The sequence below is a fragment of the Novosphingobium sp. ERW19 genome, from assembly GCF_012641315.1.
GTDB lineage: Bacteria > Pseudomonadota > Alphaproteobacteria > Sphingomonadales > Sphingomonadaceae > Novosphingobium.
This window is the reverse complement of sequence record NZ_JABAIC010000008.1, coordinates 184,437-206,187: the sequence shown is the minus strand read 5'-3', so window position 1 is coordinate 206,187 and position 21,751 is coordinate 184,437. Positions and strand designations below refer to the sequence as shown.

The following is a 21,751-nucleotide window of genomic DNA, read 5'->3' as shown; positions in this document are numbered from 1 at the left end:
GATGCAACCTGTCAGGATCGGGCTTGTAGGCGCGGGAGACATCAGCCCAGTCTATCTCAATGCAATTGCTCGTTCGCCGGCCCTTGACCTGCGTGCCATCGCCACGCGAACGCCGCAGGCCATTGCGCAAACTGCTGCCCGGTTCGGCGCACGCGCGGCCACGGTCGACGAGCTACTTGCCGACGATACGATCGAACTGGTCGTCAACCTCACTCCAGGTGTGGCGCATGAGGCGATCAATGCAGCCGCTTTGGAGGCGGGCAAGCATATCTATTCCGAAAAGCCCTTTGCCCTGTCGCATGAGACGGCGCGCCAGTTGGCTGACCTTGCCGAGAGCCGCGGCCTACTGATCGGCTCGGCGCCCGATACGTTCTATGGCAGCGCGCACCAGGCTGCGCGCAGGGCGCTCGATACAGGGGCCATCGGCAAGCCGGTATTCGGCTCTTCGTTCCTTGGACTGCCGGGACTTGAGCTATTCCACCCGAGCCCCGAGGCGTTCTATCGTCCGGGCGGCGAGCCGCCGTTCGATGCGGGACCTTATTACACGACGATGTGGATCAACCTGCTGGGGCCGGTAAAGCGGGTGTTTTCGGTTTCGGGCGCGGGCAGAGCGGAGCGAACGATCCTGCGCGGCGCCCGGCGGGGCACGCGCTTCCCGGTGACGGTCGACACCACGTTCAACACGGTGCTTGAATTTGCCGAAGCGTCGGTCAGCTTCATCATCTCGCTCGACGTTGTGGTGCCCACGCTGCGGCCGGGCGAACTGTTCGGTTCCGACGGAATACTGGCGATGGCCGACCCGATGTTCTTCGGTGGCCAACCGGCGGTGACTGCACCGCCGCAGCCACGCACAGACCTTCCTACCGCCGACCAGGGCTTCGCCACGCCAAACCGCCATGACCACACCGGGCGGGTGGTGGCCGATTATCGCGGTGCCGGGCTGGTCGATCTTGCGCTCGCGATCCGCACCGGCAGCAGACACCGCACCGGGGGCGAGTTCATCGTCCACTCGGTAGAAGTGATGGAGGCCATCGTCAGATCAGCGACCTCGCGCACTGTGGTCGAGCTTCAATCCACCTGCGAGCGTCCCGCGACGATCGATCCGGTGGCGGACGCTGCGCTGATCGCGCTGACGGCATCGCCCTTCGATCTCGTCGATAACGCATCGACGCACTGACATTCCTCATTCAACGGAGTTTTCCGACGTGTCCTCAACCCGCAACATGTTTGCCACAAGCCTTGCTCTCCTCGCGCCCGTCTGCGCTTTTGCCGCCGATGGTCCGCCGGATGGCTCGACGCCCGAACAGAAGGCGGCGATTGCCAACGACCCGACCTATCGCAGGCAGGATCTCGTGCTGACGAACCTGCCGCGCAATCGCTCGGCACCGACAAAGCTGTTCAACGGCCGAGACCTGTCCGGATGGGACAGCTGGCTCGGTTACACCGTACCTGCCACCACGTATGGCACGCCGAGCAGCGCGCCGATCGGCCTCAATCATGACACTTACGGTGTATTCAAGGTGGTCGAGCAGGATGGCGCACCTGCGATCTATTCCAGCGGCAAACTGTTCGGAGGGCTGCTGACAAAACGATCCTACAGCAACTACCACCTTCACGTGGAATACAAGTGGGGTGCCAATACATGGACGCCGATGCCGCGCAACAATGGGGTACTGTATCATTCGCATGGCGCGTATGGTGCGTTCTTCGGCACATGGATGAGCGCGATCGAGTTCGAGGTGGTGCCGCACTCCGTCGGCATGCTGCTGACGGTGGGCGATTCCAAGGGCAAGCCTTCGTTCGAGACAGTCGACTGGCGGGTTGGCGCCACCGTTCCTGTCGCCAATGATCCCTCAATTCCCTATCCGAGTCGCCGTTACTTCAAAGGCGGCCTGCCATCGCGGCTGACGTTTCCGACATGGAACGTCGATGCCGGCGCTGACGCAGAGAAACCTCTGGGCGAGTGGAATTCGCTTGATCTTTATGTCTTCGGGAACACGTCGATCCACGTTGTGAACGGCGTGCCGGTGATGGCCGCGACCAACCTCACCACCAAGGACGCCAAGGGCCGCACCATACCGCTGACCGCTGGCAGGATCCAGCTCCAGTCGGAAGGCGCCGAAACCTACTTCCGCGCGATCACCATCGAGCCGATCCGACACCTGCCCACCATAACCGAGCGAAAGCAGGGCTGATCGCGAAAGCTGGCACCGGGACGGACAAAGTATAGGGGCGGGTAATGGCGAGCAGGAACTGCTTGATTTCGGGGAGCTCCATGCAGCCTGAGCCCGTCACGTCTAACAGTGCCGTCGTGATGCGGTACCTCAGTGAGGCCATCCCAGCGTTGCATTCGATGCGCCTGCGCTCTCAGGTTCTCGTCGACGATTGCAAGATCGTCACCTTGGCTACAGCGCTCGGCCAGAAGATGCACCAATCCATCTGCCGCTCGTGACTCCTGAAGGGGAGGTGGAGCTCGCGCTGGGGTTGACGAAAGGGAAGCCCAACTTCAGCCATCTGTTAAGCTGCTCATGGCAGTATGGCGACGCAAGCCGAAGCAGCGGGTGCTGATCCGCTCGGAACACGCCTCGCAGTTCACAAGCATAGAATGGGCAGCCTTCATCCGGGCTCACAACCTTGAGCACTCGACGAGCCGATGTGGCAACTCCCATGACAACGCGGTTGCCGAGAGCTTCCTATCCTCGCTCAAGGGCGACGATAAGCCTGGGCTATCAGGTCCTTGTGCCAGCCACCGCCGAAATCACCCAGGATCGCAAGCAGGCGATTGTCCCCGCAGAAATGCAGCGAACCTTCCGGGAAAAGCTGCCGGCTCGCAGGTGGCAACGGAGCCTTCCTTGGCTCACGGGACTTTGCCGGGGGGAGGGGAGGTGCCAGGGCTTCCAGTGTCTCGGTTGTCCCTTCGCGTCTCGCACGCCGTCCCACTTTGGGCCGGTCAAGCTCGCGCGCCGCTTCCTCCTGGGCCGAGGAATCCTTGGGCATGAATGTCATCTTCACCGATTGCACAGGACGGCCACGCCCCGAGCCCCGGATCTCCTCCCAGTCGACCGTGAAATCGGCAAGCTGATCGATCTCGGCCTTCGACTTGGCCAGGACCTCCCGCCGCAGCTCGGCGAAGTTCTTGAGACTCCCCTCAGGCACGCCGATCCGGCGACGCAACTCCTCGACGCTCATGCGCACCGTGCGATTCTGGCGATTGATGATCAGGCAACCCAGATCATAGATCGTCAGCGAATAGCGCGACTGCAGCGCCAGCATCACGCCCAGGTTCACCCGCGCATAATAATCGGAGCGTTGGATCACACGCTTGAAGTTCTCCGAGAATTCGAACTCGACGACGCTCAGGCCATCTTCGGAAACTTCCTCGACACAGCTGGCAAGAAGGGACTGCGACATGATCGCCGGCTTGCCCTTGCGCGTCGTCGTGCGAATGCGAACGATAACCCGCAGCAGCTCGTCCATGACCGGCTGAATGCGCTCGTTGCCCTTGTGCGAGCCACGCAACTCCTTCTTCGTGATGGTGAATGTCTTGTCAGACCCGGCGTCCGGCCCGGCCCTGCGCAACATCAGCGCGAAGGCCTTGCGCGCTGCCGCGCTGAGCGAACCGGTTTCAAATTCGGATTCGACAAGCTCGCCGGGTTTGCTGACAAACTCGAGATCGCGCCTGCGGATGACATCGGCAACCCTGAGTGTCCGCCCGAGACCCTCAAGATCCTCTTGCAGCTGCAGCTCTTCCGTGGCCGAATGAACTTCCATGTGAGGAGCGTAACATCTCGTCCTCTCAAAGAGAACATCCCCCCCGATCACTCACATAGACAAGCCGGATCGAACACGGCCCGGTCGTGCAAGCCAGGAAGGGACGTGCACGCCAGACATGCCCCAGAGCCCTGCGGTCGTCACGTCTGCTACCACGATCGAGCACCCCCCGTATCCTCATGTAGTCGTCGCAATGCCATGACCCGCAAGCCCGGCGCTGCAAGAAATAGCGCCCTGTTCTGTCGGCATCAAACCGCGACCTGGAGCCAGGATCGTACCCATCCCCCAAGACCTCATATTGTCACACCCACCCCCGGTTCCTCACATTAACCGTCTCGCACAGGGTCCGCTGGGCTCGACACGCTATCGCACAGTCGCGACCACAGGTGCGGCCCAAGCCCCCGCGTACTCACATAAAGACCGCCAGCCCGATGGGACTCCCCCCATGACTCATGTAAAAACAGGCTCTCAGCCAAGCTACGGACAAAAAAGGCCGTGTTTGAAGGCGATACCGCGCGCTTTGGAGAAGGTAACTGCAACTCCCCCAAAACCTCACACAATCCCCCGATTCCTCAAGACATGGCCCCCGCCAGCACATGCTGAAGCCCCCAAGGCCTCATCCAGTCGCCCCCGCAATCTCACAATGACTCGGACAAAAGCACGATAAACCGGGCCTTTTGGGGCTCCGAATCCTAGAATCTGGAATCAGGAGAAGACGCCCCGAGCAATGCTCGGGCATCTTTATTCCTGGATTCCTGACAGGAGACAGCGCCTGGCACAGAGCATGGCAGCCGCGCGCAAAGCCGGTCAGCAGCGCAGGGCAAGCCTGACAAGGTCGGCACATAGTTCGTCAAAGCCTGTCGTCCCGGGAATATACGTCAGCCTTTCATTGCCAGGCGAAACCAAGAAGCTCGGCTCGGGACGATCGGCAGCGCAAGGCAGGCAGATGATCTCGAACTCTTGCCTGAGCCCATTGCCGCACAGACGGCCGGTAAAGACCTGTACCGGACCCTCAGCGCCAAGTTGACGAACAATCTGCAACGCCGTGCCGTGACAATCGAGACGCTCCATGATTGCGGCCAGGCAATCCAGCATGTCCCTCTCGTGACTGCAGGCGAGGGGGGTGAACTGGTCACGGCGCCAGACCGGTACCACGGCAGCAGATCTCGGCTGCGGGGTGCCCAGCCAATCGAACTCAGCGCATACCAGCGCCAGATATGGTCCTTGACCCATCGGCATCGCGTGGGAAGCCGATCCGCTGACACCATCGCGAAGATCAATCCGCCTGCCTGAACGTAGATACAAGGCGCGAGCGTTTGCTGCCTCGACCACGACCAGCACGAAAAATCGCGGTGCGCGCGCGCCGATGGCCTTCCAGAACGCGCCAGACAAGGCTTCTGGACCGATGAACAGGCAGTCGCGCAACTGAACGCCGTCTGTAAGCCAGAACGGTTCCGTAGCGCCAAGCAAGCGGTCCATCTGGAGATGCGCCCCGCGTTCGGCAAGAGCTTCAATATCGAGGCGACCCATCCTGGCGCTGGCCAGCAGGTCCATCAGGCGCAGGTACAGGGAAGAACGAACCGGTTGCCTCGCCGCGGCAAGGTCCATTTCGGGTCCGGTCTCAAAAGGGTATCGACCGTACGCCATCTGCAACACACTCCGTGCCGGCGCCATCCTGGCGCTGCCAGCCAGCACGACGATGTCATTTTCACCAGGGAAAACAAGCAGATCTGTACCCGGCAGGTCTGACAGGCTTCAGGTGCCATGAAGGCAAGTCCCGGGCACGTCGGTCCCGGGCAGGCAGGTCCTGATCAGGCAAGGACAACGATGCCGATCTGGCCGTTTCAGGGTCATCGCGCCGACTGCCCTGCGGGATTACGCCAAGGATGGCAGGGGTATGGCCTGGGGTCTCAGGATGCCGCCAGATCGATCAAGCGACATGCCATCTGGGCAAGGGCGAGTGCGAAAATCAGACCGAACTCTGCAAGAAGCAGGAAGTTGCCCCGGTGAGCACACCTGCAGGTGCCCGAACGCTGGGAATTGGGCTTTCCCTCGCGCGCTTTGCCAGGTGTAGCTGGCAGAACTGGAGACCCTGCTTCGATCATCGGTACGCTCGCAGTGAAGATTGCACCTGCTTCAACCCATCTGCGTGCTCGCACAGGCCTGCCGAGCTGGCAATACGGTGTCAACGCAGCACCTGAGGCTCGATCGTCTATCGGTAGCGAGCGGGCGAGGGCCGGGTAAGGAGGGCCGGGTAAGGAGGGCCGGGTAGCGAGGGCCGAGTATCGAGGGACGGCACCTCTCGAGCGCGCCTGGTGCGCTGACAAATGGGCATTGCCGAGACAAAAAAATGCCGCAGCGACACGGGAGGACGCTGCGGCCAGACTCCGATCGGCCCACCCTGGACAAGGATTTTGGGGCGGGTCGGGCCCGATCGCTCGTGTCGTTATCCACGCTCCGTCCATATTTTGCCACAACTTTCGCCACGAAACTGGTTGAAGGTCGAAGCACCCGGCTTCGCTCTGCCAAGGGCCTCACGACCAGCCTGGTTTCTCAGCCCTGGTTTCTCAGCCCTGGTTTCTCAGCCCTGGTTTGTCGGCCCTGGTTCATCGGCATTGCCGTTTACATGAGAGATCGGGGGCAGCCGTCGCCCGGCATTGCCTTTCGCTGCAGCGCAAGGCTGGTAAGGAGCGGCAGAGCCTGTCGCGGTGGGGGAGATACCATGATGGGTGGACAGCGGCCTGTGGTGCGGCAGGGGCCAGCGCGCCTTGCCAAGCATATCGACCTGGTTTTCGGCCCCAACAAGGGCGTCGATGTCGATCGATGGAAGCGGACATCGCAGCTCGGGCTGAGCTACGAGCCGCAATAGATGCTCAGCGCGGACGAGGTAACGCGTCTCATGGGCGGCGCCTGCCAGGTCATCAAGCAGGCGAAATCCGCCTAGCGATGGCTCACAGCTGGTAGGCGACACGGAGCCGCTCGGCGACTTCTTCGCGCGACATGTCCACTTTGAATTGCCTCGGGTCATAGTCGGCTTCGGTCGTTGCTCTTTCGACGAACGCGGCCAAGTCTTGCGCGACTGATCCGGGTAGCGGATATCGTGCTTCCTGGCTCAGCACCTGGATAAGCCGCGCCACGTCGTTGCGGTGCTTGCGGATATTCTTCTCGTCGACCTCAACGCCCTCGTCTCGCTGGCGGGACAAATCGAGCCAGGCCCGCGCTTTGAATGGGATGATCGCGGCCTCGTCGAGTACAGGAATCCCGCCGGCGCCGCGCACCATCGCCTTCAGGAAGGCGTAATAGTCCTCATCGAGCAGGATTGCCGATAGGCTGGCGGCTGCCTCATCGATGGGGAGAGGGGTGAGGTGGGAATTCTCGGCAAGGGTCAGACCCTCGGGAGCGCGCGAGAACAGCTCGAGCATGGCGGGGAAGTCGTCAGCCGTCGGCTTCTGGAAGCGATAGAGGACCTTATCGCCCTCGCTCCGCTCCCGCACCTCATAGCCACCTGCTTCGACGAACGCCCAGAAGCGTTCGGCGAAGGCGCTGTCGAGAGCCTCGACGATCAGGACAATGTCGAGATCCCTGGTCGCGCGAAAGTCGAGCCCGACCTCGTCCATGATCAGTTCGCAGGCTGCTCCGCCGATCAGCACATATTGATGCTCGAGACCGGCAAAGTGTGCCCGAAAACGGTCGACCCCGGTTACCATGCATATGTCTCCAGCAATTCTTCGGCCGCCTGCGCGACACGCTCGTCGGGGTTCGCCCTGACGCTGAGGTAGAGCGAAAGCAGATCGACGACGCCGTTTCGCGCAAGGATCTGCGGATCGTAGGTCCATGTCTGAACTTCGAGCCGACCATCGTCGAAGGGCGTCGCTTCCCTGAGTCCCTGTTCCTCCACGATCCGCTTCCAGCTCGCCGCCAGAACGGCGCGCGTCTCGATTCTTGGCGCGGCCAGCATGGTGCTTCTGGCCAGCGCGCTCTCGCCGGCCAGCGGTCCGATCTCGCCAGGGCGATGTGCGACGACAATGCGGGTCTTGCGAACCGGCGATTGCAGCCGGGCCTGGACTTCGCCCCACAGCTCGCGGCCGCCAAGGCGCAGGCGCAGTCGCCGTTGGCGGCTTACGTGATGCGCGCTCGCCAACTGCAGGGCCTCAAGTTCGTCAAGGCTCCGGCTGATACTCATGATCGATACCCGCAGTTCATCGGCAAGCTCGGTAAGGCTGCGATCTTCAAGGCTGCGGCCTTGGAGAACCGCGAGCAGCAGAACTTGCGTCGTCGGGCTGATCTGATCGGCGTGAGCAATAGCGAATGCCGGTGCGCGTTCGCGCAGGTCGAGGAACGCTTCGGGGACATAGATCTGTGCGCCGGGCGCGATGAACCCGATCTTGCGCTCGATCATCTGACGGCGGATTGTGCCGCTTGCTCGGTCGAGCAGCAGGAGCACGAGGTCGGCACCAAGTTGCTGTTGGACCATCTCTCGGTGCTTCAGATATTGAACCGTCACACCCGATCCTGTGGGCAACACTTCCTGCACCGCCATCAGCAGCAGTTTGCGGCCATTTAGCGCCCCTTGCCACATCGCATAGCGATCAAGGATGAAATGCGGCAAGTTAGCGGGCGCAATCGGCGCAAGCGCAAGGTGCTGCCCGAACGCGTCAGCAACATAGGCTTCTGCCGCCTCAGCCAAGGCTTTCAAGCGGGCCCTTGGAGTTCTTTCTAACACCACTTTTCCTATTTAACATCGCGAATGTTAAAAGTCTATTGCGATGTTAGAATTGGCGACGCTGGGACAATCCGGTACCATGCTAATCCATCCATGGGGCATAAAGCCGGCATTCATGCCTCACGCCGCGAGGACCACATCGGCGCCCTCGGGGCCACCAGGAATACCCTGAAATCGTGAGATACCATGATGAGTAGACAGCGGCCTGTGGTGCGGCAGAGTCGGTTTGCTACCAAGCACTCTGAAGGACGCCAGTGCGATGACAGCTACCCTTGCCGTGCCACCTGCCGCTATCGGTTGATCTTGGCGCAATTTTCGTTTCGCTGGGACTGTCGAAATCGACCTGGCTGGTGACAGCGCTCTCGCCGGGGAGCGACAGGATGTCACGACATTCGCTTGCGGGCGGTGACATGCCGGGGCTGGTCGCGTGTCTTGAGGGGGTTCGCGGGAAGGCGCGAACGCGGATGGGCGTGCTTTATCCAGTGATCGTCATCCCGGAGGCGGGCCTCGATGGTTTCTGACCTCACCGCAGATTGGTCGAACAGGACTGGATCGCCAGCCATGTCGTCGATGCAGCTTCGATTGCAGTCTCACGCCGATACCGGCCGGCAAAGACCGACCGCATTGATGGTGAAATCCTGATCCGGACGCTGCTGGCGTGGGTGAGGGGGAAGCCACGGGTCTTTTCCAAGGTGCGTGTGCCGACGATCGATGATGAGGATGCGCGCCGGATCGATCGCGAACGCCAGACGCTGATCGAGGAGCGCAAACGTCACGTCAACCGTATCAAGGGCCTGCACTTCGGGGTTGGTTTGCGGGATTACGAGCCGGCGCTTCGGGACCGGCGTGCGTGCCTTGACAAACTGCTAACAGGCGAAGGTCAGGCGCTGCCAGCGCATCTCAGGGCGCGCATTGGCCGCAAACTCGACAGGCTCGAGCTGCTTCTCGAACAGATCAAGGCAGTGGAGGCCGAGCGCGACGGGATGGCGTCCGCAGCGGGGGAAACCTCGCCGTTGACGATGCTGCGGGCGATCAGCGGTATGGGCCCGGAAATTGCCAACACTCTTGTTCAGGACGGGCTGGCGAGGCCGTTCGATAACCGGCGCCCCAGGTTGCCGCCTATGCCGGTCTTGCGCCATTGTCGTGGCGTAGCGGCACGATCGATCGCCAGCAAGGCGTCTCGGAATCTGGTAATCCCAGGCTCAGCACGGCCATGGACCAGCTGGCGTGGCTGTGGCTTCGCTATCAACCGGACTGCGAGCTCGCCCGGTGGTTCCAGGAAAGGACCGGCCGTAGCGGAGGCCGGGGCAGGAAGGTCGCGATCGTCGCGCTGGCGACGCAAGCTACTCGTCGCCTTGTGGAAGTACGCCACCAGCGGCGTCGTTATCGAGGGCGCCGTCTTGTCGGGAGTCCGATCAAACCCAGTCAACCAACCCCATCCATCGGGGCCCGATCAGTCCCGCCGGATCAGGTGAGCGAACCGCCCCCTCCCATGGCTTGAACAGCCGAAAGTGAGAATGGTCCCGCTCTCCTGAACCTTCGCCCAGAATGTGGCATCAGGGCGCAGCCGTGTGACAGCGTTGACCTGATATGAGGTGATACAGGCGCACGCAAGCGCCGGCAGTATAGATCAGGCTCAGCTGGACAGAGCAAGCAACACACCGAAAAACAATGATATTATGACAATTGACCCGTAGATCATCATATGAGGGGAGGGGGGTGGCAAAGGGCATGAAACGCTTTGCTCCAACGCCACACCTTCAGAACCTCGTCCAGCGTCTTGGCGGGCGATGGTACGGTGACTATGCGATGTGTCGCTGTCCTGCGCACGATGATCGCATCCCGTCCCTCTCGCTCCGCCAGGGCCGACATGCGATTCTCGTGACGTGCCATGCCGGTTGCACAAGAGAAACGGTCGTGCGCCTTCTCGGTCTCGACCGCGCCCCGGGCAGCAGTGTCCTGGCCACGCCCTTGCCGAACGTCTGCCATACGACGAGCAGGGCCGCGCTAGCCCTCTGGAGCCGTGCGGGGACAGTCGAAGACACACTGGCGGTGCGTTATCTTTGCGAGGTGCGCGGCTTTGCCCGGACAAGCGTGAGGGCCCTGCACGATATCCGCTATCTCGAACGGTGTCCGCTCGGGTCGGGCAAGTCTGTGTCATACCGTCCGGCGCTGCTTGTCGCCATGCGAAAAGCGGATCGGGTATGTGCCGTGCAACGCATCTTTCTCGACCCGCAAACCGCTGCATGTACCGGAAAATTCGTCCTTGGCCGGGCCGTCGGTGCCGCCTGGTCCAATGGCCGCCCGGCCCCGGTGATGGGTATCTGCGAGGGCTTCGAAAGCGCCGCTGCCTTCACCTGTCTCACCGGAATTCAGGCCTTTGCCACCATGGGAGCGGCGCGGTTCCACCAGATCGACTTGCCGCAAGGTCTTGAGCGGTTGATCCTGCTGGCAGACAATGACCGGGAGGGGCGTCGCGCTCAGATCAGGGCGTCTCGCACGCTTGTCCGGCCCGGCCTCGCCATCGAAACCCGCTGGCCGCCCCGAGGCCTGAATGATTGGGCTGACGCCTTGAAGCAGTAGGCAGCCTGGGGGTCTCTGTTTGCGCATGGCGTCACAGGCGCTGCGGCCATGGCAAGGGGCAAGGGGTAAGGGGTAAGGGGTAAGGGGCGAGGTGCTGGGAGGCCCATGGCCGAGCAGGGCGCGCGCGGGCCATGCAGCCGCGGACCATTGAATCTGCTGAAACTGCAGGCGAAAATGGCCCTGCTTCCAGGCTTCAGGAAGCAGGGCCAGGCATGGACAAGGCCAGTCGATGCTGCTCTTGACGTTGCAGATCCCGGTCTGTCTCCCGCGCAGGCGTTGCATCCCCATTCCGAGGAGTTCGGCATGCGCCAGGGCAAACTGCAGGTATCCGTGCGATGCGGGATCGGCAACAGATGGCCTGCGACTGTCTGCTCAAGGCCGCACCGTTCGGTTCGGGGTCCGAAGACAAAGGCCAGTGCGTTGCCATGCGGTTTCAGGACGTTTTGTGCTCGCTGGTCGGGCGACATCGTGCATCTTCTGCGAGCGCTTCAAGGGCATGCTCGACATAGATCGCAGCCATTTTCATGCCCATGGCATCGAGCTGGCGCTGGATCGCCTGCAGGGCCTGAACGAGCTCTTCGGGGCGGCTTGGCCCATTACATGGCGTAGGCAAGGTCGAATACCGGATTGAAGTGCGCTGCCATGTTCTCCAGAACCTGCGAAACAGTGCCCAGCCCCCGATCGGTCAGGCAGAGCCAGAAGCGCCGCCGGTCGTTGATGTCAGGCTGGCGAATGACCAGTCCTCCATCGTCGAGCAGTTTAAGCCAGCGTAGCGAGGTTGCGCCGGCAAGGTTGGTAAGATGGGTGATGTCAGTAACGCTGACCCGGACCCTTTCGCGTCTTGCGATGTAGAGTTCGATAAGAATGCGCCAACCAGGATTGCAGGCCGGCAGGATCGGCAGGAGCTCCTCCCGCTTGGCAAAGTTCTCCTTCAGGGCTCGCGCGATCGCCAGGGCATCGAATTGATGCGAGGCAGGGATCGCGCGCGGCACGTGCTGGGGCTTGAGCAACTGTGTCAAGATTTTGCTCGCTATCCCGATCTGCACTCTCTCGGCATGGTTCATGGCGAGGTGCTCTTCCTCTTCCCATAGTTCTGGCAAGCCTGCTCGCACACCATCGCAACCTGGTCATTGCGATCGATCAAAGTTGGCAAGGCACAGGATTGGCACGGCAAAAGGCCGGTACCGCGGCCGCGTGCCCGATGACGATCGCGAACCTGCCTCGCGCGCCGTGGCTAAATCTGCTCAAGCCCCGGACGACTGCCGCCCTTTGCCAGTTTCGTATTGGCGCGCGCGTTGGCAGGGCGAGGAGGTGCCAGTGAGCATCACACGTGACTTGCGAGAAGTTGACTTACCGCCTAAGCGACAGGAATGGCCGTTTATTTCCATGAAGAAGACCTACCCGAAGGCGTGCTTGCGCCCGGTGCCGTCGCCGTCGATACCGAGACGATGGGATTGATCACGCCGCGTGACCGCCTTTGCGTCGTGCAGATTTCGGACGGGCAGGGCGACGAACACCTCGTTCGCTTCTCCCCGGGCAGCAGCTATGCGGCGCCCAATCTGAAGGCTGTGCTCGCCGATCCTGCGCGGCTCAAGCTTTACCACTTTGCGCGGTTCGATCTGGCGGCGATCGAGCACTACCTTGGCGTGGTCGCCGCGCCCGTGTTCTGCACCAAGATCGCCTCGAAGCTGGTCCGGACCTATACCGATCGCCACGGTCTCAAGGACCTGGTGCGTGAACTGCTCGGAAAGGAAATCTCCAAGCAACAGCAGTCGAGCGACTGGGGCGGTCCGGTGCTGTCCGATGCGCAGCAGGAATACGCCGCATCCGACGTGCGTCACCTCCATGCCATGCACGCGATCCTCGTCGAGCGTCTGGAGCGCGAGGGCCGCACCGCAATGGCGCAGGCCTGCTTCGACTTCCTGCCGATGCGTGCGCGGCTCGACCTTGCCGGTTGGGCAGAGCGTGACGTGTTCAGCCACGAGTAAAGTGACAAGGGACAAGGGCGGGCGATGACTGTCGCGGCAGACACGATTCGCACACAGCGTCGCAGCTTTGCAGCGCCGGGCGGCTCCCATGACCGTCTCGTGCATTTTCTCGCGCGCGGCTTGCCAGCGCTGGTCGGGGCCCTGCTGGCGATCATGGTCATTACGCCGCTCTCGCCACGCGGCGAAATCAGTTTCCTGCTGGATCGTCGCAAGGTTGCCATGGTCAACGAACGCATGCAGGTTTCCAGTGCCATGTATCGCGGGCAGGACGATGAAGGTCGCAATTTTTCGATCACGGCAGGCTCGGCAGTCCAACGAACCAAGGCACAGCCCTTGATCGAGCTGGATCAGCTGACCGCACGGATCATGCTGGACAATGGCCCGGCCTTGCTCACCGCGGGCCGGGGCAACTACGATTTCGGGAAGGAGATCGTGGATATCGCAGGCCCGATCAACGTCCAGACCTCGGACGGCTATCGCATGACGGCTACAAACGTCGACATCGATCTTGGCAGCAAGATCCTCAAGAGTCGCGGGCCTGTCGAAGGGCGCATTCCTGCCGGAACCTTTTCCGCCGATCGGATCAACGCCGATCTGAACGAGCGTACGGTCGCGCTCGAGGGTAATGCCCGCCTCCGCATGGTACCGGGCAGGATGCAAATGCCATGAGCAGGACACCGATGAGCAAGTATCCCATGACTACACGCGAGATCATTCGCTCGGCCCGTCCGCTGCGCTGGGCCACCATCGGTTTTGCCGCATCGGCCGCGCTCATGGCAGGTGGTCAGCATCTTTGGGCGCAGGGCATCTCGGGACATGACAGCAATGCGCCTGTGAACTACGCGGCAGATCGCATCGAGGTGCAGGACAAGACAAAGCGCGTCGTCCTGTCCGGCAATGTCGACATCACCCAGTCGGATTTGCGCATGCAGGCCGCCCGGACAACCGTTGCCTACAGGAATGCCGGCGACATCCAGATCGACAGGATCGATGCGACCGGAGGTGTCATGGTCAACCGTGGCGGTGAAAGTGCGCGCGGCGATGTTGCTGTCTACGACTTCAACCGCAACATCATCACCATGACAGGGAACGTTGCGCTCCGTCGCAACGGCGATACGTTGAACGGCGGGCGCCTGGTCATCGATCTCGATTCTGGCCTGTCGAGCGTCGATGGGCGATCAGGTGGTGGTAGCGGCGGCCGCGTCAGCGGAACGTTCAACGTCAAACGCAGGAACTGATCGGGTGGATTGATCCGCGCTCGACGATCCTGACCGGCCTGTCGTGCAGCATCCTTGCAAGTTGGCGACGTTGCGCCGACGAGCCTCCTTGCCGACAGGTGGACGGGACTGCGAGACCATGTCCCAGAAGACCCGGTCCCGTTTGCGTGCCGATTGACATTCAATCGCCAAGAGGCGCGAACAAATCGTGGAGTGTGGTCTCGTCCAGAACAGCATAGGCTGTGTCGCTTTCAGCTTCGAAAAGGGCATCAGCCAAGGCTTGCTTGCGCTGCTGCATGTCGAGAATTCTCTCTTCGACTGTGCCGGCCGCCACGAGCCGATGGACAAAGACGGGCTTGGTCTGGCCGATCCGATGGGTCCGGTCCATAGCCTGACGCTCGACTGCCGGGTTCCACCAGGGATCATAGAGGATAACGGTATCGGCCTCAGTAAGGGTCAGGCCAACCCCTCCGGCCTTGAGGCTCAGGAGAAATACTGGAGCATTCCCGCTCGCGAATGCATCAAGCACTGATGCGCGGTCCCTGGTCTGTCCGGTCAGCGACAGGCAGGCAATGCCCTCCTCGGTCAGGTCGCGCTCGATCAGACGCAGCATTTCGACGAATTGCGAGAAGATCAGCACCCGGCGGCCTTCTGCGACAAGTTCCCTGACCAGTTCACGCAATCTGGCGCGCTTGGCACTGTCCGTGACGGACCGGGCAGCATCTGTCTTGACCAGTGCCGGATCGCAGCAGACCTGCCGCAGCTTCAGGAGAGCGTCGAGCACCGTGATGCGGGAGGCTGCCAGCCCCTTGGTTCTGATGGCCTCGCGCACGCGGGCATCCATCACGCTACGCACCGTTTCATAAAGTGCCTGCTGCGGTTTGGGGAGATCGACCCGCTCGAGGATCTCTGTCCTTGGCGGCAGTTCTGCTGCGACCTGTTCCTTTGTCCGGCGCAGCAGGAAGGGGCGCAAGCGCCGTTTGAGGCGGGCTTGCGCGCTGGCATCGCCATGCTTTTCAATAGGCGTGCGAAATAGCGTCTGAAACTGCTTGCGATCCCCCATCAGCCCGGGATTGACCCAGTCCATCAGCGTCCAAAGGTCCTGGAGCGAGTTTTCGAGCGGGGTTCCGGTCAGTGCAAGGCGCCCCTTGGCAGGGATTTCGCGAAGGGTCTTTGCCATCTGCGAGGCGGGGTTCTTGAGGGTCTGCGCCTCGTCAAGGATGACCAAGGGCCAATCATGGGCTGCCAGCCAGTCACGATCGCGGGCAAGCAGGGGGTACGTCGTGACAACGAGGTCAGCTTCCAATGCCGCTGCGCGGTAAGCGGCGCGCTCGTTGCCGTGCAGGACCACGAGACGCAGACAGGGCGTGAACTGTTCGGCCTGACTACGCCAGGTGTGCACCAGGCTGGTTGGCACGATCAGCAGCACCGGGCCTGCTGCTTCAGCTTCTCGCCTCGCCTGCAGGAGTGCAAGTGCCTGGACTGTCTTGCCGAGCCCCATGTCATCGGCAAGCACGCCACCGAAGCCCGCCTGCAGCAGCATCGCCATCCAGGCGACGCCATGGGCCTGATAGTCACGCAGCTGGGCCTTCAGACCGGCCGGGGCTGAATGAGCCTTGCCTGCGGTGAGAGCATGGAGGCCGCGCGCCAGTGGCAGGATTCCGGCATTGTCGGAGAAGCGCACATCGCTGCCTGCGAGCGCCTCTTCAGCCAGTTTGACCAGCCCTGCCTCTGCAGGATGCATCGCGCCCAGTTCCACCTGCTGGCACAGGAACAGGTGGAGCAAGGCGGCAATCGGGCTGAGGTCGACCGAGAGATAGCCCTGCTTGCCACGGTCAATGTAGACGGGCTGGCTGGCGAGGTGCTGTGTCAGCGCATGCACATCAGGCACCTGCTCCCACCCCTCTCGGTACTGTTCCAGGAATGCCGCAATCAGGGGCGCGACATCGATGGCCTTGCCCTCAAGCTCGACCTGAAAGCCAAGAGAAAACCAGTCATTTCCCTGGAATTCTGCACCCGGGGCGTTCTGCGTGGAAACCGACAGCGAAGCAGCTTCGGCGCTGAGACGGTAAGGCCATCTGCTGCTCTCGACGATGTCCCAGCCCTCTGCGCGCAAGGCCGGGACCACTCGGAAGGCGAAGTCCAGTGCATCATCGAGCCGGGAGACATCCATGAGCGACGTGCTCAGTTCACCATCGGCAAAGACAAGATCGCAATCCATCATGCGATCGCCGGGCCAGTGCGTCTCGAGCTCTTCCACCGGGATCGCACCGGCTTGCGTGAGACGTAGCAGGCAGGCGTCCTCCCACTCTGGGTCACGCAGCAAGGTGACCACCTCACCAGCCTGCACGATGCGCGGATCGGGGTCATAAGCGGAAACCTCCTGACCCTCATACACGAACGTCAGAGTGATTGTTGGAAGCTGCAGCGTTGTTCCCCAACGACCAGCATTCTCCCGCGCCGACTCCGCCCCCAGCATGAGACGGGCATGGCGTGTCCTGGGAGCGCGCGTCCTCTGGCGAATAACGTGGGGGCGTGGCAAGACGAGGTTGGCCAGACGATCAGGAAGTGCAGCAGCGAGCACCGCTGCGTGTTCAGCCGAAACAAGTGGCGCTGTTTCGACCAGTCGCAAAGTCTCCGGTTTCACAGGCTCGGCGAGTGCCCCGATGCGGCCTGAATCCTGGTCAATCCAGAATGTCGCCCCTTCGAGCCCTTGCAGTTGCAGGGCCGCGCCCGACGGATCAACGAAACCGAGCTTTTGGGCGCCATCTGATAGAATTCGCCATTGTAACCTGACAGCGGGGCGGTCTTCAGACCAGGTGAGGCAAGCTTCAGGGGAAGCAGCATGGAGCAGCCTGCCCGTTTCACCAAGCCGCCGGATCAGGCTGATTGCCTGCTCACCGTTGAGGAGCAGGCAGTCGGGTAGACCCGAACCAAAGCCATAGCCATAGCGTGCGTCCCAGATTCCCGCCTGCACCAGCGCGGGGATCAGTTCCAGGTCCACCGGACGGATGAATGCGGGAACAGCACTTGCGCGGATAGCAGCGAGAAGATCATAGCGGCGCATGCTCTTGTTAAGCGTATCGCCTGCGGCGGCCATCCGCCCTTTGTAGACGTCCACCCGAAGGTCTGCACCGGCGAGCTGAAGGACATAAAGCAGCCGGTCTTTGATATTGCTCGGATATTCTTCGGGCCGTTCAGGTCTTGGAGCGGCAGATGTGGCATTCTGTCTGACACGGGCGAGCCAGGCCTCGACTGGTGCGGCGAGACTGACGGGGTTCTGGTGCTGTGCGGCAGCCAGATAGATCAATGCTGCCGCGACATGCTTGCAATTATGGCCCATTGGGCAGGAGCAGGCACCGAGAAGGGCATCGCCATGCAAGGCGATATGTTGATTGTAGGCCTGGCCGCGCCCGTTCGAGACGCGGCTTACAACAGCGCCGCCTTGCTCGGCCTCGACCTTTATGACCAGCCCGCGATCAACATAATCATGAGCGCGCTGCAGTGTCGAGGCAGCGAAATGATCGCTCAACTTGATCCACATAGCATTCCATTAGCCTGAATACTCACCGGGGCGCAGGTGAAGAGTTGGCGGTTGTAGCGTAAAGTTCTGTTCTGAAGCAGGAATCTGGTTGACCAGGCCTAGTCCTGCCCAGGACAGAAAATGTCATGAACCAGACCCGCCAGGAGTGACGATAGAGCGCCGGGACTTTCGTTTCCAGCGGTCCTCGGCAAGAAAGTCGCCGTCGCGATCGACTCTGGCCGACTGACCTCTCACGGCGGCGTGGTGCTGCGGTCTCAAGTCGAGGCCGCGATGGGGATTTGCCGGCGGTTTGCGGCTTGCATTGCCGATCCGCGTGACCCATCGCTTCGTTGACCTCGTCGCGTTGCGCGACGATCCGGGGTTGTGCCTGGCGCCAGGCAAGCTGCCGGGATCGGACGCGGGGCCTGCCGGCCAACCCACGATGAGCTGCTGCGAGAATGCTCTGAGTGCATGATCAGCAATGTCCCAGGATACATGTCGCAAACGATCCGGTAAATGGATTTGACCCAACCGGTGAGTCCTGTGAGCCGTTCGACGGCGGCGATAGCGGAGCATACTGCGATCACGACAATCCGCAGGATGATGGTCTGCCGATCGTCGTCACCGGCCAAAAGCCTGATAGCGGCATCACCGCTGGCGAGGTTGGAAACTTCCTCGGCAGGGCCGCTCTTGAATCGGCTCCTGGCGGCGCTTCGGTGGACTGCATGTTCATCTCCCAGTGCGATACCACCGACAAGGTGCTTGCAGCAGTCGATTGAGTTCCCGGCCTCGGTAAGCTTGGCAATTTCGGCAAGCTACGAAAGGTACGAAAGTTGGGACGCGCTTGCGGCTGTGTGGTGGCAGGAACGCTGGTAGACACGCCGAAAGGCCTAGTCGCAATCGAGACTCTTGCCGCAGGCGACATGCTCCTCGCCTATGATGTGAAAACCGGTGAGGTTGTGCCCCAGTCGGTGCTCGACGTCCTGCGGACCGAACCGAAGCCAACCTACAATGTGATTCTCCGCGCTGCCAACGGCGAGACGGCTCAGTTCGAGGCCACTGATGATCATCCCTGGCTGAATGCTGCCAAAGAATGGCGCAACACGGATGAGCTGACTGTTGGCGATAGGTTGATCGCAGGCGATGGTGGGCGGTTCGAGGTGATCGAGGTTGGTCTGACCGGTAATGTCGAGGTGGCCTATGCCTTGCGGTGCGCGCTGTATGACAATGGGGGGTGCTATCTGCATCCCATGGAAACGGCTGGAAAGCGCCAATCACGCCCGTGCGTGAGGTGTATATCTGAATTATGGGTCCGATGCGTAGCATCGTGGCCCCTCCCACGATCCGGAAAATGATCCTGCCCGTGACGGTGAATGCCCGTTCGACCATAGCTTGTGGGCTATAGACAATTTATAGCCTGAAGGATATATAGCGGTATGGCCTGGACGGTTCTCTATCACGGTGCGTTCCTTCCCGAACTGGAGGTGCTGTCGGAATCCGTGCAGGACGAGTTGCTGGCGTTGGTCGAACTGCTCACCGTGAGTGGCCCGACGCTGGGGCGGCCACACGTCGATACGCTGGCCGGATCGAAGCACGCCAACATGAAGGAGCTCCGGTTCACGGCGGATGACGGGGTGTGGCGGGCAGCGTTCGCGTTCGACCCCAAGCGCCGCGCCATCGTGCTGGTGGCGGGAGACAAGAGCGGGGTCGCGCAGAAGCGGTTCTACAAAGGCCTGATCGCCAAGGCTGATGCCCGGTTCGCCGAGCACCTCGAAACGTTGAAAGGATGAGCACCATGCCGGTTACCCATGAAGAGCTGATGGCGCGTCTTCCCAAGGATCGTCAGGCCCGCATCAAGGCCCGCGCCGCCGAACTGCACCGAGAGGTTGAAGGCCTCAAGGCGCTGCGCAAGCTCGCCCAGCGCAGCCAGGAGCAGATCGCCCAGAGTCTGGGAGTCAAGCAGCCCTCGGTGCTCAAGATCGAGCGTCAGGCCGACCTCTACCTCTCCACTCTGCGCCGGTTCGTCGAGGCCGCTGGCGGCACGCTGGAGCTGCGGGTCGAACTGCCCGGCACCGGCGCGTTCACGCTCACCGGCGTCGGTGAGATCGACGCCGCCAAACACGCCGCCTGACCTTCTTCCTCAGCCGCTTGCATCGTCGCACCCGCGCGCTAGGCTGCCCGCCGTGATGCTGCTGCAGCGCCTTGCGAGCGAGCCAGGCGCGATCCCGCGCGTTGCGTCCGCACGGCCCAGAACCGCCTCAAGGGCAAATCCGCCGCTCTCCCGCCAACTGCCGCCCCCTGCGCGCACGAACGTCCGGTTCTACTGGAGAAATCGCCGTCAGTATGACTGGAGCGCGTCAAGCGGATCAGTTGTTCGTGTGAGCCCAGCCTCTCTCTCCCAACAATGGACTGAGTCCTTCTCGCATTCATCGCCTGCCGCCTGGATCACAGTCCGGCACAAAGGTCGAAACGGGCGCGTCCGGACCCGGTAAAGTTGACGAGCCTGGTGCAGGTCGCTGCAAGCTCATCGACGAAGGGGAGCGTCCACGGAACAACACGGCGCGCGATGAAACTGGCGATCTCGACGAGATCCACGTCCGCCGCAGGCGAAAACTCCAGACGCATCAGCTATCCGGAGCGCCAGCGGCGATAGCGGCAACACCTGGCGATCCCCATATCCACTGGCCCGCCCAGCTCAGGACAATGTTGAACGAGGAAAAGGCTCTTGGCTAACCTGCTTGTTACCGGCGGTGCCGGCTTCATTGGCGGCAACTTCGTGCGCTACTGGAGCAAGGAGCATCCCGACGATACGATCATCGTGCTCGATTGCCTGACTTATGCCGGCAACCGTTCGACCATTGCCGATGTCGAGCAGGCTGAATTCGTCGTCGGCGACATTCGCGACACAGCGCTTGTCGAGAAGCTGTTGCGCGAACACGGCGTGGCAACGCTCGTCCATTTTGCCGCTGAAAGCCATGTCGACCGCTCGATCACGGGGCCCGACGCCTTCATCGAGACGAATGTGATCGGCACGAGCAGCCTGCTCAAGGCCGCGCGCAAGGTCTGGCTTGACGAAGGCTCGGGCAAGGATCACCGCTTTCACCATATCTCGACCGACGAAGTCTATGGCTCGCTTGGCCCCGATGATCCGGCGTTCAGCGAAACCACGCCATACCAGCCCAATTCCCCCTACTCAGCATCCAAGGCTGCTTCCGATCACCTGGTGCGTGCCTGGCACCATACTTATGGCCTGAACACGACGACGACCAATTGCTCCAACAACTACGGGCCGTACCATTACCCTGAAAAACTCATCCCGCTGTTCATCCTCAACGCGCTTTCCGGCAAGCCGCTGCCGATCTACGGCGACGGCCTGAATGTGCGGGACTGGCTCTACGTCGAAGACCATTGCCGTGGCATCGACGCGGCGCTTGAGCATGGCAAGCCTGGTGAAACCTACAATATCGGTGGCGGCGAGGAACTGCCCAACATGGCCGTGATCGACCGCATCTGCGCTGAAGTCGACCGCGCCTTTGCCGAGATCGACGGCCTTGCCGACCGCTACCCGCAGGCCCCTGCAGCACGGGGTCGCGCCACCTGCGAACTCAAGACATTCGTTGCAGATCGCAAGGGCCATGACCGCCGCTACGCGATCGACGAGACCCGGGCCCGCACCGAACTCGGCTATGTCCCGCAGCACGACTTCGCAACCGGGTTGCGCAGCACCTTGCGCTGGTACCTCGAAAATGAAGCCTGGTGGCGGCCGCTGTGCGTTACCGGACGAAGTGCACTTTCGTGAACGAGCAGCATATGCCGCATGTTCAGGCGACGGGATGCGCACGATCGCACAGCTCGATGCAAGGGCTTGCCACGCGGCGTGGCGCCTTGGTTTGCCCACTGTCTCCTTACAGCCGAGACCCGGCCCCCGAAATCTCACATAGTGTGG

At 61.8% G+C, this 21,751-nt stretch carries 20 protein-coding genes and 3 pseudogenes; 15 read left to right on the top strand and 8 right to left on the bottom strand.

The features are described from left to right. Nucleotide 1: 1 nt before the first annotated feature. The 3 genes and pseudogenes from HGI46_RS16140 to HGI46_RS16130 form a co-directional block, all read left to right on the top strand. On the top strand, nucleotides 2-1,177 hold the full coding sequence (locus HGI46_RS16140) for a Gfo/Idh/MocA family oxidoreductase (RefSeq protein ID WP_168905066.1): 1,176 nt from the start codon (nucleotides 2-4) through the stop codon (nucleotides 1,175-1,177). 28 nt (nucleotides 1,178-1,205) lie between these two features. Beyond that, entirely contained in the window at nucleotides 1,206-2,195 is a 990-nt protein-coding gene (locus tag HGI46_RS16135) for a DUF1080 domain-containing protein (RefSeq protein WP_206065777.1), read from the top strand. A gap of 327 nt (nucleotides 2,196-2,522) precedes the next feature. Beyond that, nucleotides 2,523-2,693: pseudogene (locus HGI46_RS16130) on the top strand (IS3 family transposase); the annotation flags it as partial. 10 nt (nucleotides 2,694-2,703) lie between these two features. Here the strand turns inward: HGI46_RS16130 and HGI46_RS16125 are convergent. After that, the gene (locus tag HGI46_RS16125; RefSeq protein ID WP_168905065.1) at nucleotides 2,704-3,771 is read right to left on the bottom strand and encodes a replication initiation protein; all 1,068 of its coding nucleotides are present in this window, start codon (nucleotides 3,769-3,771) and stop codon (nucleotides 2,704-2,706) included. An 807-nt stretch (nucleotides 3,772-4,578) separates the two neighbouring features. Further along, nucleotides 4,579-5,379, bottom strand: coding sequence for a hypothetical protein (locus tag HGI46_RS16120; protein WP_168905064.1), 801 nt, complete (start codon nucleotides 5,377-5,379; stop codon nucleotides 4,579-4,581). Between the two features lie 1,117 nt (nucleotides 5,380-6,496). Between HGI46_RS16120 and HGI46_RS22195 the strand changes: the two genes are divergently transcribed. Beyond that, complete coding sequence (locus tag HGI46_RS22195; RefSeq protein ID WP_240946824.1) at nucleotides 6,497-6,640, top strand: hypothetical protein; 144 nt, start codon at nucleotides 6,497-6,499, stop codon at nucleotides 6,638-6,640. A gap of 82 nt (nucleotides 6,641-6,722) precedes the next feature. On the opposite strand, the gene HGI46_RS16110 is transcribed toward HGI46_RS22195, so the two are convergent. Then, nucleotides 6,723-7,478 carry a hypothetical protein gene (locus HGI46_RS16110; protein WP_168905063.1) on the bottom strand — a complete coding sequence of 252 codons (756 nt, stop codon included), beginning with the start codon at nucleotides 7,476-7,478 and terminating at the stop codon, nucleotides 6,723-6,725. Continuing rightward, the gene (locus HGI46_RS16105) at nucleotides 7,472-8,458 is read right to left on the bottom strand and encodes a hypothetical protein (protein ID WP_240946823.1); all 987 of its coding nucleotides are present in this window, start codon (nucleotides 8,456-8,458) and stop codon (nucleotides 7,472-7,474) included. The genes HGI46_RS16110 and HGI46_RS16105 overlap by 7 nt, the downstream gene beginning before the upstream one ends. A gap of 446 nt (nucleotides 8,459-8,904) precedes the next feature. Between HGI46_RS16105 and HGI46_RS16100 the strand changes: the two are divergent. Further along, a pseudogene (locus HGI46_RS16100) lies at nucleotides 8,905-9,897 on the top strand (IS110 family transposase); the annotation flags it as partial. A gap of 514 nt (nucleotides 9,898-10,411) precedes the next feature. Continuing rightward, nucleotides 10,412-11,077, top strand: coding sequence for a toprim domain-containing protein (locus HGI46_RS22455; RefSeq protein WP_346766755.1), 666 nt, complete (start codon nucleotides 10,412-10,414; stop codon nucleotides 11,075-11,077). A gap of 596 nt (nucleotides 11,078-11,673) precedes the next feature. Here HGI46_RS22455 and HGI46_RS16090 read toward each other — a convergent pair. Next, nucleotides 11,674-12,141: a hypothetical protein gene (locus tag HGI46_RS16090; RefSeq protein WP_168905060.1), complete on the bottom strand. Its 468-nt coding sequence runs from the start codon at nucleotides 12,139-12,141 to the stop codon at nucleotides 11,674-11,676. 306 nt (nucleotides 12,142-12,447) lie between these two features. Between HGI46_RS16090 and HGI46_RS16085 the strand changes: the two genes are divergently transcribed. From HGI46_RS16085 to HGI46_RS16075, 3 genes are read left to right on the top strand one after another with little or no spacing between them, the layout of a single operon-like run. After that, on the top strand, nucleotides 12,448-13,065 hold the full coding sequence (locus HGI46_RS16085) for a ribonuclease D (RefSeq protein WP_118075535.1): 618 nt from the start codon (nucleotides 12,448-12,450) through the stop codon (nucleotides 13,063-13,065). Nucleotides 13,066-13,089: 24 nt separating this feature from the next. After that, nucleotides 13,090-13,734: an LPS export ABC transporter periplasmic protein LptC gene (gene lptC, locus HGI46_RS16080; RefSeq protein ID WP_168905059.1), complete on the top strand. Its 645-nt coding sequence runs from the start codon at nucleotides 13,090-13,092 to the stop codon at nucleotides 13,732-13,734. 26 nt (nucleotides 13,735-13,760) lie between these two features. Then, nucleotides 13,761-14,303, top strand: a complete 543-nt coding sequence (locus HGI46_RS16075) for an LptA/OstA family protein (protein ID WP_205525354.1) — start codon at nucleotides 13,761-13,763, stop codon at nucleotides 14,301-14,303. A 160-nt stretch (nucleotides 14,304-14,463) separates the two neighbouring features. On the opposite strand, the gene HGI46_RS22450 is transcribed toward HGI46_RS16075, so the two are convergent. Then, on the bottom strand, nucleotides 14,464-17,403 hold the full coding sequence (locus tag HGI46_RS22450) for a DEAD/DEAH box helicase (protein WP_346766754.1): 2,940 nt from the start codon (nucleotides 17,401-17,403) through the stop codon (nucleotides 14,464-14,466). A 201-nt stretch (nucleotides 17,404-17,604) separates the two neighbouring features. On the opposite strand from HGI46_RS22450, the gene HGI46_RS21930 reads away from it, so the two are divergent. The 3 genes and pseudogenes from HGI46_RS21930 to HGI46_RS16060 all read left to right on the top strand — a co-directional run bounded on the left by HGI46_RS21930 (nucleotide 17,605) and on the right by HGI46_RS16060 (nucleotide 18,584). Further along, complete coding sequence (locus HGI46_RS21930) at nucleotides 17,605-17,844, top strand: hypothetical protein (protein WP_206065774.1); 240 nt, start codon at nucleotides 17,605-17,607, stop codon at nucleotides 17,842-17,844. 117 nt (nucleotides 17,845-17,961) lie between these two features. Continuing rightward, nucleotides 17,962-18,268: pseudogene (locus tag HGI46_RS16065) on the top strand (IS1380 family transposase); the annotation flags it as partial. 4 nt (nucleotides 18,269-18,272) lie between these two features. Further along, nucleotides 18,273-18,584, top strand: a complete 312-nt coding sequence (locus HGI46_RS16060) for a hypothetical protein (RefSeq protein WP_168905057.1) — start codon at nucleotides 18,273-18,275, stop codon at nucleotides 18,582-18,584. A gap of 111 nt (nucleotides 18,585-18,695) precedes the next feature. On the opposite strand, the gene HGI46_RS22180 is transcribed toward HGI46_RS16060, so the two are convergent. Next, nucleotides 18,696-19,052, bottom strand: coding sequence for a hypothetical protein (locus HGI46_RS22180; protein ID WP_240345018.1), 357 nt, complete (start codon nucleotides 19,050-19,052; stop codon nucleotides 18,696-18,698). A 189-nt stretch (nucleotides 19,053-19,241) separates the two neighbouring features. Here HGI46_RS22180 and HGI46_RS16050 point away from each other — a divergent pair, with 189 nt between their 5' ends. Further along, nucleotides 19,242-19,595: a type II toxin-antitoxin system RelE/ParE family toxin gene (locus HGI46_RS16050; protein ID WP_118075545.1), complete on the top strand. Its 354-nt coding sequence runs from the start codon at nucleotides 19,242-19,244 to the stop codon at nucleotides 19,593-19,595. A 5-nt stretch (nucleotides 19,596-19,600) separates the two neighbouring features. After that, the gene (locus tag HGI46_RS16045; protein ID WP_118076017.1) at nucleotides 19,601-19,936 is read left to right on the top strand and encodes an XRE family transcriptional regulator; all 336 of its coding nucleotides are present in this window, start codon (nucleotides 19,601-19,603) and stop codon (nucleotides 19,934-19,936) included. A gap of 314 nt (nucleotides 19,937-20,250) precedes the next feature. Here the strand turns inward: HGI46_RS16045 and HGI46_RS16040 are convergent, their stop codons facing one another. Further along, entirely contained in the window at nucleotides 20,251-20,430 is a 180-nt protein-coding gene (locus HGI46_RS16040; protein WP_118075547.1) for a type II toxin-antitoxin system RelE/ParE family toxin, read from the bottom strand. Between the two features lie 100 nt (nucleotides 20,431-20,530). Here HGI46_RS16040 and rfbB point away from each other — a divergent pair, with 100 nt between their 5' ends. After that, a complete protein-coding gene (rfbB, locus tag HGI46_RS16035) occupies nucleotides 20,531-21,604 on the top strand; it encodes a dTDP-glucose 4,6-dehydratase (RefSeq protein ID WP_168905056.1) in 1,074 nt (357 codons plus the stop codon). The last annotated feature ends 147 nt before the right edge of the window (nucleotides 21,605-21,751 follow it).

Excerpts from the sequence above, each read along its gene's own strand:
- HGI46_RS16140 (WP_168905066.1), top strand. The coding sequence starts at position 2 with ATGCAACCTGTCAGGATCGGGCTTGTAGGCGCGGGAGACATCAGCCCA.
- HGI46_RS16125 (WP_168905065.1), bottom strand. The coding sequence starts at position 3,771 with ATGGAAGTTCATTCGGCCACGGAAGAGCTGCAGCTGCAAGAGGATCTT.
- HGI46_RS16120 (WP_168905064.1), bottom strand. The coding sequence starts at position 5,379 with ATGGACCTTGCCGCGGCGAGGCAACCGGTTCGTTCTTCCCTGTACCTG.
- HGI46_RS22195 (WP_240946824.1), top strand. The coding sequence starts at position 6,497 with ATGGGTGGACAGCGGCCTGTGGTGCGGCAGGGGCCAGCGCGCCTTGCC.
- HGI46_RS16110 (WP_168905063.1), bottom strand. The coding sequence starts at position 7,478 with ATGGTAACCGGGGTCGACCGTTTTCGGGCACACTTTGCCGGTCTCGAG.
- HGI46_RS16090 (WP_168905060.1), bottom strand. The coding sequence starts at position 12,141 with ATGAACCATGCCGAGAGAGTGCAGATCGGGATAGCGAGCAAAATCTTG.
- HGI46_RS16085 (WP_118075535.1), top strand. The coding sequence starts at position 12,448 with ATGGCCGTTTATTTCCATGAAGAAGACCTACCCGAAGGCGTGCTTGCG.
- lptC (WP_168905059.1), top strand. The coding sequence starts at position 13,090 with ATGACTGTCGCGGCAGACACGATTCGCACACAGCGTCGCAGCTTTGCA.
- HGI46_RS16075 (WP_205525354.1), top strand. The coding sequence starts at position 13,761 with ATGACTACACGCGAGATCATTCGCTCGGCCCGTCCGCTGCGCTGGGCC.
- HGI46_RS21930 (WP_206065774.1), top strand. The coding sequence starts at position 17,605 with ATGCTTGCAATTATGGCCCATTGGGCAGGAGCAGGCACCGAGAAGGGC.
- HGI46_RS22180 (WP_240345018.1), bottom strand. The coding sequence starts at position 19,052 with ATGCAGATAGCACCCCCCATTGTCATACAGCGCGCACCGCAAGGCATA.
- HGI46_RS16050 (WP_118075545.1), top strand. The coding sequence starts at position 19,242 with ATGGCCTGGACGGTTCTCTATCACGGTGCGTTCCTTCCCGAACTGGAG.
- HGI46_RS16045 (WP_118076017.1), top strand. The coding sequence starts at position 19,601 with ATGCCGGTTACCCATGAAGAGCTGATGGCGCGTCTTCCCAAGGATCGT.
- HGI46_RS16040 (WP_118075547.1), bottom strand. The coding sequence starts at position 20,430 with ATGCGTCTGGAGTTTTCGCCTGCGGCGGACGTGGATCTCGTCGAGATC.